Here is an 11,759-nt window from a genome sequence, read left to right as displayed (position 1 = left end):
CCAGTTTGTGGTGCGGTACTTGCGCCGACCCCAGTTCGTCTCACTCATCATCCGAGCCTACTACCGCTGCGGCCCGGATTTGTGCAACAAAGCCCGGCCCGGCGCCTAGTCTCAGTCGCAAATCTGCGATTTACCAGGTTGGGTTAACGGCTCTTAGGCTCTTAATGTGACACTGAGCCCCGGCCGGAGGTCTAACGGGCGGGCGTGTCCTCGTTGATGGCATGGCGCTGGCCCAGATCAGCAAGGTGAACCGGAGGTAACGGCTTCGGTTGCACGCACGATTGCCAAGCCTGTCGCGGCTGTCATTGCCGGGGGCTTCAATCTAGCGTGTCCACCAATGGGCCCCTTGCGAAGAGCATGAACGGCGCGCTCATGCCCTTCCTGCCAGAGCAGGTTCGCTTAGAAATATGCAGAAAAGGCGCAGAGCCAACACCACGGGTCTGCATGACCGAACAAACCGGTGCTTTCCGCCAAGAGCCCGCATTTCCGGCTCATCGACCAAAGAAAAAAGGGCTTGATGAATTTCACCAAGCCCTTGATTTCTGTACTCTAAATTGGTGGGTGATACATGGATCGAACATGTGACCCCTGCCGTGTGAAGGCAGTGCTCTACCGCTGAGCTAATCACCCCCGGAAAGCCGCCTTTGCAGGCCACTTTCTGGAAAATCTGGTGGGTGATACATGGATCGAACATGTGACCCCTGCCGTGTGAAGGCAGTGCTCTACCGCTGAGCTAATCACCCTAAGAAAGCGACCTTTGCAGGCCACTTTCTGGAAAACTGGTGGGTGATACATGGATCGAACATGTGACCCCTGCCGTGTGAAGGCAGTGCTCTACCGCTGAGCTAATCACCCCGGATGACGTTTCCGTCAAGACCGCTATTATGGCAGCAATTTGATGCGCGCCCGGTAAATCAGGCTATTTTTCGCCAAATTGTTTTGTCGCCGCTTGATTTGTCGATCTGCGCAAGCACTTCTTCGTGCGCGGCCAATTCTGCGTCCGAAGGTACGATCACGGGCAGGTCAAAGTGACTCAAATCCTGGCGCTGTACCACGATACCGGCCTTGCCGATAGACGAACCGAGCGCGCCGGGTGCAGCATCCATGGACAGCAATTGCTCCTGCCCGCGCGTCATGTTGATGTAGACGTCTGCCAGCAGCTCTGCGTCCAGCAAGGCGCCGTGCAGGTCGCGGCCCGAGTTGTCCACTTCCAGGCGATCACACAGGGCATCGAGCGAGTTGCGTTTGCCGGGGAACAGCTCCTTGGCCATCACCAGGCTGTCGATCACGCCGCTGACCATGCTGGTCAGGCTGGGCATGCCCACGCGCTCGAACTCCTTGTTCAGGAAGCCCATGTCGAACGGCGCGTTGTGGATGATCAGCTCCGCGCCCTGCAGGTATTCCTGAATCTGCGCCGCCATTTCATGAAAGCGCGGTTTGTCGGCCAGAAACGCCGTCGTGATGCCGTGCACGCGCAGCGCATCTTCGTGGCTTTCACGGTCGGGGTTGAAGTACAGGTGCAGGTTGTTGCCGCTGAGCTTGCGGTCTACCAGTTCCACGCAGCCCAGCTCGATCACGCGATCGCCTTCGGCGGCCGACAGGCCGGTGGTTTCCGTATCCAGAACAATTTGGCGAGCCATCCCTACATCCTCTCAATCATGTGCCCGTGCATGCTACCTCAGCCGCTGCGCCCTGCCCTTTCTCGCTCCTGAGCGAAGAGCCTGGACGCCGCAGCAACGCCCTGCGGGTGCAGGCGCTCAGTGGTTTTCTTTGGCGTGGTTGATCGAGTATTTGGGGATTTCCACCGTCAGGTCTTCGCGCGCCACAATGGCCTGGCAGGAGAGGCGGGACTGCGGCTCCAGGCCCCAGGCCTTGTCCAGCAGATCGTCTTCTTCCTCTTCCGAGGGCTCCATCGAATCAAAGCCCTTGCGCACGATGACGTGGCAGGTGGTGCAGGCGCGGCTCATGTCGCAGGCATGTTCGATGTTGATGCCGTTTTCCAGCAGTGCTTCGCAGATCGATGTGCCGGTGGGCGCCTTGATTTCAGCGCCATTGGGGCAGTATTCGGCGTGCGGGAGGATCTTGATAACTGGCATGGGGTCGTTTTCTGGTAATTTTTTAAATGGATTGCACGTTCTTGCCGGCAAGCGCCTGGCGAATGCCGCGGTTCATGCGTTCGGCTGCAAAGGCTTCGGTGCCTTTGCCCAGGGCTTCGCTGGCCGCTTCAATGGCTGCAGCGTTGTCGCCCGTCAAGGTGGCGCGCAGCGCGTTCATCAGCGCGTCGATCTGCTCGCGCTCGGCGTCGCCCAGCACGTCGCCATCGGCATCCAGCGCGCTTTGCGTGGCAATCAGCAGGCGGTCGCCATCCACCCGCGCCTCCACGAGCGCACGCGCCTGCATGTCGGCCTGCGCGGTGCTGAAGCTGTCCTGCAGCATGCGGGCGATCTGGTCGTCCGACAGGCCGTACGACGGCTTGACGTCGATCTGCGCCTGCACGCCACTCATCTGCTCCTGCGCGCCCACCGAGAGCAGCCCATCCGCATCGATGGTGAAGGTGACGCGAATGCGTGCGGCGCCCGCTGCCATCGGAGGGATGCCGCGCAGCTCGAAGCGCGCCAGGCTGCGGCAGTCGGCCACCAGATCACGCTCGCCCTGCACGACATGGATCGCCAGCGCGGTCTGGCCGTCCTTGTAGGTGGTGAAATCCTGCGCGCGCGCGGTCGGAATGGTTTCGTTGCGGCTGACGATGCGCTCGACCAGGCCACCCATGGTTTCGATGCCCAGCGACAACGGGATCACATCGAGCAGCAGCAGGTCGCCATTGGTGTCGTTGCCCGCCAGCTGGTTGGCCTGGATGGATGCGCCCAGCGCGACGACTTCATCAGGGTTCAGGTTGGTGAGCGGTTCGCGGCCAAAATAGCTGGCCACGGCCTGCTGCACCTGCGGCATGCGGGTGGAGCCGCCTACCATGACGACGCCCTGCACTTCGTCCTTGTCCAGTTGCGCATCGCGCAAAGCGCGGCGCACAGCAGCCAGCGTGCGGTCGGTCAAATGGCGGGTAGCAGCGTCAAAATCTGCCCGACTCAGTTCAAACTGAATGTTGGCACCTGTCAACTGTGCGCTGAATGCGATCGATTCAGAGGCAGTCAAGCCTTCCTTGGCCGCCTTGGCGGACAGGCGCAGCACGGCCTTGTCCTGTGCGCTCTGTGCGACGGCACCAGCCTTGGCCAGCGCCCATTGGGCCAGCGCCGCATCGTAGTCATCACCGCCCAGGGCCGAATCTCCGCCGGTGGCAATCACCTCGAACACGCCACGCGCCAGGCGCAGGATGGAGATGTCGAAGGTGCCACCGCCCAGGTCGTAGACGGCATAGATGCCCTCTGCCGCATTGTCCAGGCCATAGGCGATGGCAGCGGCCGTGGGTTCGTTGATGAGGCGCAGCAGCTTAATGCCGGCCAGTTGCGCGGCATCCTTGGTGGCCTGGCGCTGCGCATCGTCAAAGTACGCGGGCACGGTGATGACGGCGCCATACAGGTCGTTGTCGAACGTGTCTTCGGCGCGGTAGCGCAAGGTGGCCAGGATCTCGGCACTGATTTCCACCGGCGACTTGCGGCCCGCCACGGTCTCGATCGCCACCATGCCAGCACCCTCGGGCTGCACCAGTTGGTAAGGAAGCTGCTCGGGGTGTTGCACATCGGCCAGGGTGCGACCCATCAGCCGTTTGGCCGATGCAATGGTGTTGGCGGCATCCAGACCCGGCGCGGTGAGCGCCGCGTAGCCAATGTCACGCTTGCCGCCCGCATGGTAGTGCACGACGGATGGCAGCAGCACGCGGCCATCGTCACCAGGCAGGCATTCGGCCACGCCATTGCGCACAGCGGCCACCAGCGAATGCGTGGTGCCCAGGTCAATGCCCACGGCGATACGGCGTTGGTGCGGATCGGGTGACTGGCCGGGTTCGGAAATTTGGAGCAATGCCATGGATGCTATTCTTTTATGAGTTCTATCACTTGCGGGGTGCGCACTGGCGGCCTGTTTGATACAGATCGCTATGGAGGCAACGCCCAGGTGCAACAGGCAGCGCCTGCAACACTTGCCCGCAAGTCGCGGTACAGGGATTATTGTCCCAGTTGCTCGCGGCGGCGGTCGATATCGGCGCTAAATCGCGCAACAAACATGAGGGCTCTCACCTGCTGGGCGGCTTCTGCGTAGTTGCGTTCTGCGTCAATCAGCTGCTCGCAACGCGCAAGCATGCTGCGGCGCGAAGCCTGCACTTCGTCCTCCAGGGCATCAACAGCGGCAGCGCTCTGCGCGTCTTCCAGGGCTTCACGCCACTCCATCTGCTGCATCAGAAACGCCGCTGGCATGGCCGTGTTGTCTTCGGCACGGATCGGGGCGCCATGCAGCTCACACAGGTAGGCGGCGCGTTTGAGCGGGTCTTTGAGGCGCTGGTAGGCCTCGTTGATGCGCACCGACCATTGCATGGCCACACGCTGCGCTGCAGCGCCCTGGGCGGCAAACCGGTCGGGGTGTGCTTCTTTCTGCAAGAGCTTCCAGCGCTCGGCCAGTTGGGCCGTGTCTTGCACAAACTGCTCGGTCACGCCAAACAGCTCAAAATCATTGGATTGCAGGTTCATCGTTCTTCAAATCGCCTTGGCTCATTCGGCACGCACAGCCGCCTTCTAGTCGGCGGGTATCGCAAACAGAATCGCCATTGTCCTCGCGCGGCATGGCGTTAAAAAACCGCCTGGCAGTGTGCGAAGGCGGTTGGTTGCCAATCATCAAAAAAGAGCTGTTTGCCGTCTTCCACCTGGTTTCAAACCTTTTATTGCCTGAAAACCTGCTTGGAAAGCCCCGAGCTCTCTTTTAAGGAGCTTACACGCGAAAGCTCTCGCCGCAGCCGCAGCGGTCACGCTCGTTGGGATTGTGAAACTTGAAGCCTTCGTTCAGGCCTTCGCGCACAAAATCCAGCTCGGTGCCGTCGATATAGGCCATGCTCTTGGGATCGACCAGTATCTTGACGCCGTGCTCCTCGAACACCACGTCTTCGGGTGCGGCCTCATCCACGTACTCCAGCTTGTAGGCCAGGCCGGAGCAGCCGGTGGTCTTGACGCCCAGGCGCACGCCCACGCCCTTGCCGCGACGCGACAGGTAGCGGTTGATGTGGCGTGCAGCCGATTCAGAAAGCGTGACAGCCATTGGTGCTTATGCCTCCGCCTTGGCGGTGTGCTTGGCCTTGTAGTCGCTCACCGCAGCCTTGATCGCGTCTTCTGCCAGGATCGAGCAGTGAATCTTGACAGGAGGCAATGCCAGCTCTTCAGCGATCTGCGCGTTCTTGAGCGCAGCGGCTTCGTCCAGCGTCTTGCCCTTGACCCATTCGGTCACCAGCGACGACGAGGCGATGGCCGAGCCACAGCCGTAGGTCTTGAAGCGTGCGTCTTCGATCACGCCGGTCTCGGCGTTGACCTTGATCTGCAGCTTCATCACGTCGCCGCAAGCGGGCGCGCCCACCATGCCGGTACCAACGGATTCGTCACCCTTGTCGAAAGAGCCCACATTGCGGGGGTTTTCGTAGTGGTCGATGACCTTGTCGGAATATGCCATTTTGGATACCTCTTTACTGTTGCTTCGTGGTGCCGGGGCTCAGTGAGCAGCCCACTGGATGGTGCTCAGATCGACACCGTCCTTGTACATTTCCCACAGGGGGCTCAGTTCGCGCAGCTTGGCTACGTTTTCGCGGATCGACTGCACGGCGTAATCGATATCGGCTTCGGTCGTGAAGCGGCCGAAGGTCATGCGCAGGCTGCTGTGGGCCAACTCGTCGCTGCGGCCCAGGGCGCGCAGCACATAGCTGGGCTCCAGACTGGCCGAGGTGCAGGCCGAGCCGGACGACACCGCCAGGCCCTTGATGCCCATGATCAGCGATTCGCCTTCCACATAGTTGAAGCTGATGTTCAGGTTGTGCGGAACACGGTGTTGCAAGTCGCCGTTGATGAAGACTTGCTCAATGTCCTTCAAGCCATCGATCATGCGTTGCTGCAGCGCCTTGGCGTGGGCGTAGTCCTTGGCCATTTCTTCCTGCGCCAGGCGATAGGCTTCGCCCATGCCCACGATCTGGTGCGTGGCCAGGGTGCCCGAGCGCATGCCGCGCTCGTGGCCGCCGCCGTGAATCTGCGCTTCCAGGCGCACACGTGGCTTGCGGCGTACGTACAGCGCACCGATGCCCTTGGGGCCATAGGTCTTGTGCGAGGCCAGGCTCATCAGATCAATCTTGAGCTTGGTGACGTCGATTTCCACCTTGCCTGTGGCCTGCGCTGCATCCACGTGGAAGATGATGCCTTTTTCGCGGCAGATGTCGCCGATCGTCTCGATGTCCTGGATCACGCCGGTTTCGTTGTTGACGAACATGACGCTCACCAAAATGGTGTCGGGGCGGATGGCTGCCTTGAAGACTTCCAGATCAACCAGACCGTTTTCCAGCACGTCCAGATAGGTGACTTCAAAACCTTCGCGCTCCAGGGCGCGCATGGTGTCCAGCACGGCCTTGTGCTCAGTCTTGACCGTAATCAAGTGCTTGCCCTTGCCCTTATAGAACTGGGCGGCTCCCTTGATGGCCAGATTGTCCGACTCGGTCGCGCCGCTGGTCCAGATGATTTCACGCGGATCGGCGTGGATCAGATCAGCCACTTGCTTGCGCGCCTTTTCCACCGCCTCTTCCGCAGTCCAGCCCCAGGCATGGCTGCGCGAGGCCGGGTTGCCGAAATTCTCCGACAGCCAGGGAATCATGGCTTCGACCACACGGGGGTCCACCGGCGTGGTGGCGCCGTAGTCGAGGTAAATGGGGAAATGTGGGGTCATGTCCATATCTGGCTTCTCTGGCATGTGCGGGCGAGGCACATGCAAAATCACAAAACACTTTGTGCTCACAGCACAGGCAGATGCCGCATACAGGCGCACCCACCCTGCCCGGCGCTCCGCACGCTCCGGGCGGCGGCGCCAGGCGCCGCGTCAAACCTTAGGATTTGGCAAATGCATTGCCTACATTGCCGAGTGCGAACACCGAGTTCGGCGCAGTCACGCGGATAGGCTTGACCACAGGCGTGGTCGAAATGGCGCGGCGCACCACGGGCTTGTCTTCGATCTGGATGCCCTTGGCGAGCTGATCGTCCACCAGCTTTTGCAGGGTGACAGAGTCAAGAAACTCCACCATGCGCTGGTTCAGCGAAGCCCACAGCTCGTGCGTCATGCAGCGGCCAGCTTCGCCCATGCAGTTTTCCTTGCCACCGCATTGGGTGGCGTCAATGGGCTCGTCCACCGACACGATGATGTCCGCGACGGTGATTTCGGCAGCCTTGCGGGCCAGTGTGTAGCCGCCACCTGGGCCACGTGTGGATTCCACCAGTTCGTGGCGGCGCAGCTTGCCAAACAGCTGCTCCAGATAAGACAGCGAGATTTGCTGGCGCTGGCTGATGGCAGCCAGGGTGACAGGGCCATTGTTCTGGCGCAGAGCCAGATCAATCATGGCAGTAACAGCAAATCGGCCTTTGGTCGTGAGACGCATAATCGTTCCTTAGAGGTCAGGCTTGATAACCATAGACATCCGAAGCAAGCAAGCCACCTGCATCGGCCTCGTCTTAGCCCGTCGCTCTACCCCGTTGCCAGGGCAGGTCCCATTCATCGATAGGCTTTATTCTTGTTGTTGAGTAATTTGTGTCAGTATAGCACAATGTCCCATAAATTCGCTCGGGTAAGCAAAGATTACTGACACAACCAGTTGCCACTAGGCGCTGCGGGTATTCCCTGCCTCTGGAGAGGCCCCACCAAAAGCCCTTTGCTTGAGCAGGGTCAATTGGTCGCGCGCCTGGGCTGCCGCCTCGAATTCGAGGTTGCGGGCGGCCTCCATCATTTCCTTCTCCAGCCGTTTGATTTCCTTGGAAATATCGCGCTCAGACATTTCCTCGACCTGCGCCTTCTGCAAAGCCACCTTTTCGGCCCGCTCGAACTCCTCGCTGGCCTTGGTGCTGTAGACACCGTCAATCAGGTCGCGCACCTGCTTGACAATGCTCTTGGGCACAATGCCATGGGCTTCGTTGAAGGCCATCTGCTTGGCCCGGCGGCGCGTGGTCTCGTCCATCGCCCGCTTCATCGAATCGGTGATCCGGTCGGCATACAGAATGGCCTTGCCATGCATGTTGCGAGCCGCCCGGCCAATGGTCTGGATCAGGCTGCGCTCGGCTCGCAGAAAACCTTCCTTGTCGGCATCCAGAATGGCAACCAGGGACACTTCCGGAATGTCCAGGCCTTCACGTAGCAAGTTGATGCCCACCAGCACGTCAAAGGCGCCCAGGCGCAGGTCGCGGATGATCTCGACGCGCTCGACCGTATCCACATCCGAGTGCAGGTACCGCACCTTGACGCCGTTGTCCGTCAGGTACTCCGTCAGCTGCTCGGCCATTCGCTTGGTCAAGGTCGTGATCAGCACACGCTCGTTGGCCTTGACGCGGGCATGTATCTCCTGCAGCACATCATCCACCTGGTGCGTTGCGGGGCGCACTTCCACCTCGGGGTCGACCAGGCCGGTGGGCCGTACCACCTGTTCCACCACCTTGCCGGCGTGCTGCTTTTCGTAATCGGCCGGCGTGGCCGAGACAAACACCACCTGGCGCATGCGCTGCTCGAACTCCATGAACTTGAGCGGCCGGTTGTCCAGCGCGCTAGGCAGGCGAAAGCCGTACTCGACCAGTGTGGTCTTGCGCGCCTTGTCACCGTTGTACATGGCGTTGAGCTGGCCGATCATCTGGTGGCTTTCGTCCAGGAACATCAGCGCGTCTTTGGGCATGTAGTCGGTCATCGTGGGCGGCGGATCGCCCGGCTTGGCCCCGGAGAGGTGGCGCGAGTAGTTTTCAATGCCCTTGCAGTGGCCCACCTCGCTCAGCATTTCCAGATCGAAGCGCGTGCGCTGCTCCAGGCGCTGCGCCTCCACCAGCTTGCCTTCGGCCACCAGTTGCTTCAGCCGCCCGGCCAGCTCTTCCTTGATGGTTTCGACAGCCGCCAGCACCTGGTCGCGCGGCGTCACATAGTGGCTGCTGGGGTAAATGGTAAAGCGCGGCACCTTCTGCCGCACCCGGCCCGTGAGCGGGTCGAACAACTGGATGCTTTCGACCTCGTCGTCAAACAGCTCAATGCGCACTGCCAGTTCGCTGTGCTCCGACGGAAACACATCGATGGTGTCGCCACGCACACGGAACGACCCGCGCGAGAAATCCATGTCGTTGCGCTTGTACTGCATGCGCACCAGCTGCGCAATCGTGTCGCGCTGGTTGATCTCGTCGCCCACGCGCAGGATGAAGCGCATCTTGGTGTACGACTCGGGCGAGCCGATACCGTAGATGGCAGAAACAGTGGCTACCACAATGGTGTCACGGCGCTCCAGCACACTCTTGGTGGCCGACAGGCGCATCTGCTCGATGTGCTCATTGATGGCGCTGTCCTTTTCGATGAACAGGTCGCGCTGGGGCACATAGGCTTCGGGCTGGTAGTAATCGTAGTAGCTGACGAAATATTCCACCGCATTCTTCGGGAAGAACTCGCGGAACTCGCTGTACAGCTGCGCGGCCAGCGTCTTGTTGGGCGCAAACACAATGGCAGGCCGCCCCGTGCGGGCAATGACATTGGCCATGGTGAAGGTTTTGCCCGAGCCGGTCACGCCCAGCAAGGTCTGAAATGCTTCACCATCATCAATGCCCTCCACCAGCCCGTCGATGGCAGCCGGCTGGTCGCCTGCGGGCGGATAAGGCTGGAACAGCTCGAATGGAGAGCCGGGATATTGAACAAACTGGCCCTGGCGGGCTGCCTCGGTAGTGACTTCGTGCATAGGTCGGGTATGCCACGCGCGAGCGGGCATCGCTAGAATACGGGGGTTAACCCCTGAGCGTACGGCAAATTCTCGATATGAGATTCTTGCATCTTGGGGCGAAACGCCAGATTTCTACCTTATTAGGACTCCTCATGTCTCTTTTTTCTTCCGTCGAAATGGCCCCCCGCGACCCTATCCTGGGTCTGAACGAACAATTCGCAGCTGACACCAACCCGAGCAAGGTGAACCTGGGCGTGGGCGTGTATTTCGACGACAACGGCAAGCTGCCGCTGCTGCAATGCGTGCAAGCCGCCGAAAAGGCCATGATGGACAAGCCTACGCCACGCGGCTATCTGCCCATCGACGGTATCGCCGCTTATGACAGCGCTGTCAAGGGCCTGGTGTTCGGCGCCGAGTCCGATGTCGTCAAATCCGGCCGCGTTGCCACCGTGCAGGCCGTGGGCGGCACCGGCGGTCTGAAGATCGGCGCAGACTTCCTGAAAAAACTCAGCCCCAACGCCAAGGTGCTGATCTCCGACCCCAGCTGGGAAAACCACCGCGCCATCTTCACCAACGCGGGCTTTGAGGTGGGCAGCTACCGCTACTACGATGCAGCCACCCGCTCGGTCAATTTTGACGGCATGCTGGCCGACCTGAACGCCGCTGCGCCCGGCACCATCGTGGTGCTGCACGCCTGCTGCCACAACCCCACCGGCTACGACATCACCGCCGCCCAATGGGACCAGGTGATCGCCGCCGTCAAGGCCAAGAACCTCACCCCTTTCCTGGACATGGCCTACCAGGGCTTTGGCCACGGCATCAAGGAAGACGGCGCCGCCATCGACAAGTTCATCGCAGCGGGCCTGACCATCTTCGTGTCCACCTCGTTCTCCAAGAGCTTCAGCCTGTACGGTGAGCGCGTGGGCGCCCTGTCGGTAGTCTGCGCAGACAAGGACGAAGCCGCCCGCGTGCTGAGCCAGCTCAAGATCGTGATCCGCACCAACTACTCCAACCCACCCACCCACGGCGGTGCCGTGGTGGCCGCCGTGCTGAACAACCCCGAGCTGCGCGCTCTGTGGGAAAAGGAGCTGGGCGAGATGCGTGTGCGCATCAAGGAAATGCGCCAGAAGCTGGTGGACGGCCTCAAGGCTGCGGGTGTGAAGCAGGATATGTCCTTCATCACCACGCAGATCGGCATGTTCAGCTACTCCGGCCTGTCCAAGGACCAGATGGTGCGCCTGCGCAACGAATTTGGCGTGTACGGCACCGATACCGGCCGCATGTGTGTTGCTGCGCTCAACAGCAAGAACATCGAATACGTCTGCGCTTCGGTAGCCAAGGTCATGGCCTGATACCGCACCAGTCGGCAGGCAGCTTGCAGCTGCAGCTGCAGCTGCCATGGTATGCAAACCCTGCCCCGCAGCCTGCGGGGCTTTTTTTTGGTTCAAAGCCTTCTGCTCCTGCGGGATTACCATGATTCACGAGGCCAGGCAAGCAACCGGTTTGCAGCTGTTTGCAATTGGCAGCAGGTTTTTAAACGTGTCCTACAAAACAGGCTACATTCTGTCGCTACGCTCGGTACACGCTGGGCCGTTCGTTGGTCTGCGCTGGTCGCTCAATCTCTTTTTACATGGCTTTTAGGAGGAACTTGCATGTCAATCATTGGAACCATTTTTGTCGGCCTGATCGTGGGCTTGCTTGCGCGAGCCCTCAAGCCGGGCGACGACAAGATGGGCTGGATCATGACCATCTTCCTGGGCATTGCCGGCTCGCTGCTTGCGAGCTATGCCGGTGTCGCCATGGGCTGGTACCAGGAAGGCCAGGCGGCAGGCTGGATTGCCTCCATCGTCGGCGCCGTGATCCTGCTGTTCATCTACGGCCTGGTGCGCAAGAAGGCCTGATC

The 11,759-nt window shown here is 60.7% G+C and carries 12 protein-coding genes and 3 tRNA genes; 3 read left to right on the top strand and 12 right to left on the bottom strand.

Features of this window, described 5'->3' with window-relative positions; translation table 11 throughout:
* Positions 1 to 357: 357 nt before the first annotated feature.
* On the top strand, positions 358 to 585 hold the full coding sequence (locus tag HNP33_RS19475; protein ID WP_184711526.1) for a hypothetical protein: 228 nt from the start codon (positions 358 to 360) through the stop codon (positions 583 to 585).
* Here HNP33_RS19475 and HNP33_RS19470 read toward each other — a convergent pair.
* The 12 genes from HNP33_RS19470 to uvrB all read right to left on the bottom strand — a co-directional run bounded on the left by HNP33_RS19470 (position 556) and on the right by uvrB (position 9,874).
* Positions 556 to 630: transfer RNA gene (locus tag HNP33_RS19470), tRNA-Val, on the bottom strand. The genes HNP33_RS19475 and HNP33_RS19470 overlap by 30 nt on opposite strands.
* Before the next feature lie 38 nt (positions 631 to 668).
* A tRNA-Val gene (locus tag HNP33_RS19465) sits at positions 669 to 743 on the bottom strand.
* Between the two features lie 37 nt (positions 744 to 780).
* Positions 781 to 855, bottom strand: a tRNA-Val gene (locus HNP33_RS19460).
* A 59-nt stretch (positions 856 to 914) separates the two neighbouring features.
* Complete coding sequence (gene dnaQ / locus HNP33_RS19455) at positions 915 to 1,640, bottom strand: DNA polymerase III subunit epsilon (protein ID WP_184711525.1); 726 nt, start codon at positions 1,638 to 1,640, stop codon at positions 915 to 917.
* A gap of 117 nt (positions 1,641 to 1,757) precedes the next feature.
* The gene (gene fdx, locus HNP33_RS19450; RefSeq protein ID WP_184711524.1) at positions 1,758 to 2,096 is read right to left on the bottom strand and encodes an ISC system 2Fe-2S type ferredoxin; all 339 of its coding nucleotides are present in this window, start codon (positions 2,094 to 2,096) and stop codon (positions 1,758 to 1,760) included.
* A gap of 22 nt (positions 2,097 to 2,118) precedes the next feature.
* Positions 2,119 to 3,981: a Fe-S protein assembly chaperone HscA gene (hscA, locus tag HNP33_RS19445; protein WP_184711523.1), complete on the bottom strand. Its 1,863-nt coding sequence runs from the start codon at positions 3,979 to 3,981 to the stop codon at positions 2,119 to 2,121.
* Between the two features lie 137 nt (positions 3,982 to 4,118).
* A complete protein-coding gene (gene hscB, locus HNP33_RS19440; protein WP_184711522.1) occupies positions 4,119 to 4,637 on the bottom strand; it encodes a Fe-S protein assembly co-chaperone HscB in 519 nt (172 codons plus the stop codon).
* 238 nt (positions 4,638 to 4,875) lie between these two features.
* Positions 4,876 to 5,199, bottom strand: coding sequence for an iron-sulfur cluster assembly protein IscA (gene iscA / locus HNP33_RS19435; protein ID WP_184711521.1), 324 nt, complete (start codon positions 5,197 to 5,199; stop codon positions 4,876 to 4,878).
* A 6-nt stretch (positions 5,200 to 5,205) separates the two neighbouring features.
* The gene (gene iscU, locus HNP33_RS19430; protein WP_184711520.1) at positions 5,206 to 5,604 is read right to left on the bottom strand and encodes a Fe-S cluster assembly scaffold IscU; all 399 of its coding nucleotides are present in this window, start codon (positions 5,602 to 5,604) and stop codon (positions 5,206 to 5,208) included.
* Between the two features lie 39 nt (positions 5,605 to 5,643).
* Positions 5,644 to 6,864, bottom strand: a complete 1,221-nt coding sequence (locus HNP33_RS19425; protein ID WP_184711519.1) for an IscS subfamily cysteine desulfurase — start codon at positions 6,862 to 6,864, stop codon at positions 5,644 to 5,646.
* Positions 6,865 to 7,015: 151 nt separating this feature from the next.
* Positions 7,016 to 7,561 carry a Fe-S cluster assembly transcriptional regulator IscR gene (gene iscR, locus HNP33_RS19420; RefSeq protein ID WP_184711518.1) on the bottom strand — a complete coding sequence of 182 codons (546 nt, stop codon included), beginning with the start codon at positions 7,559 to 7,561 and terminating at the stop codon, positions 7,016 to 7,018.
* Positions 7,562 to 7,780: 219 nt separating this feature from the next.
* Positions 7,781 to 9,874, bottom strand: a complete 2,094-nt coding sequence (gene uvrB, locus HNP33_RS19415) for an excinuclease ABC subunit UvrB (protein WP_184711517.1) — start codon at positions 9,872 to 9,874, stop codon at positions 7,781 to 7,783.
* Between the two features lie 134 nt (positions 9,875 to 10,008).
* Here uvrB and HNP33_RS19410 point away from each other — a divergent pair, with 134 nt between their 5' ends.
* Both HNP33_RS19410 and HNP33_RS19405 read left to right on the top strand, forming a co-directional pair.
* The gene (locus HNP33_RS19410) at positions 10,009 to 11,208 is read left to right on the top strand and encodes an amino acid aminotransferase (protein ID WP_184711516.1); all 1,200 of its coding nucleotides are present in this window, start codon (positions 10,009 to 10,011) and stop codon (positions 11,206 to 11,208) included.
* Between the two features lie 300 nt (positions 11,209 to 11,508).
* Positions 11,509 to 11,757 (top strand): GlsB/YeaQ/YmgE family stress response membrane protein, encoded by a 249-nt coding sequence (locus HNP33_RS19405; RefSeq protein WP_184711515.1) that lies wholly within the window; start codon positions 11,509 to 11,511, stop codon positions 11,755 to 11,757.
* Positions 11,758 to 11,759 lie beyond the last annotated feature (2 nt).

This window comes from Comamonas odontotermitis (assembly GCF_014207855.1).
Classification (GTDB): Bacteria; Pseudomonadota; Gammaproteobacteria; order Burkholderiales; family Burkholderiaceae_C; genus Comamonas; species Comamonas odontotermitis_A.
This window is presented reverse-complemented; position numbering and strand designations above follow the sequence as displayed.

Excerpts from the sequence above, each read along its gene's own strand:
- iscU (WP_184711520.1), bottom strand. The coding sequence starts at position 5,604 with ATGGCATATTCCGACAAGGTCATCGACCACTACGAAAACCCCCGCAAT.
- HNP33_RS19475 (WP_184711526.1), top strand. The coding sequence starts at position 358 with ATGAACGGCGCGCTCATGCCCTTCCTGCCAGAGCAGGTTCGCTTAGAA.
- HNP33_RS19405 (WP_184711515.1), top strand. The coding sequence starts at position 11,509 with ATGTCAATCATTGGAACCATTTTTGTCGGCCTGATCGTGGGCTTGCTT.
- fdx (WP_184711524.1), bottom strand. The coding sequence starts at position 2,096 with ATGCCAGTTATCAAGATCCTCCCGCACGCCGAATACTGCCCCAATGGC.
- uvrB (WP_184711517.1), bottom strand. The coding sequence starts at position 9,874 with ATGCACGAAGTCACTACCGAGGCAGCCCGCCAGGGCCAGTTTGTTCAA.
- HNP33_RS19410 (WP_184711516.1), top strand. The coding sequence starts at position 10,009 with ATGTCTCTTTTTTCTTCCGTCGAAATGGCCCCCCGCGACCCTATCCTG.
- HNP33_RS19425 (WP_184711519.1), bottom strand. The coding sequence starts at position 6,864 with ATGGACATGACCCCACATTTCCCCATTTACCTCGACTACGGCGCCACC.
- iscA (WP_184711521.1), bottom strand. The coding sequence starts at position 5,199 with ATGGCTGTCACGCTTTCTGAATCGGCTGCACGCCACATCAACCGCTAC.
- hscA (WP_184711523.1), bottom strand. The coding sequence starts at position 3,981 with ATGGCATTGCTCCAAATTTCCGAACCCGGCCAGTCACCCGATCCGCAC.
- iscR (WP_184711518.1), bottom strand. The coding sequence starts at position 7,561 with ATGCGTCTCACGACCAAAGGCCGATTTGCTGTTACTGCCATGATTGAT.
- hscB (WP_184711522.1), bottom strand. The coding sequence starts at position 4,637 with ATGAACCTGCAATCCAATGATTTTGAGCTGTTTGGCGTGACCGAGCAG.
- dnaQ (WP_184711525.1), bottom strand. The coding sequence starts at position 1,640 with ATGGCTCGCCAAATTGTTCTGGATACGGAAACCACCGGCCTGTCGGCC.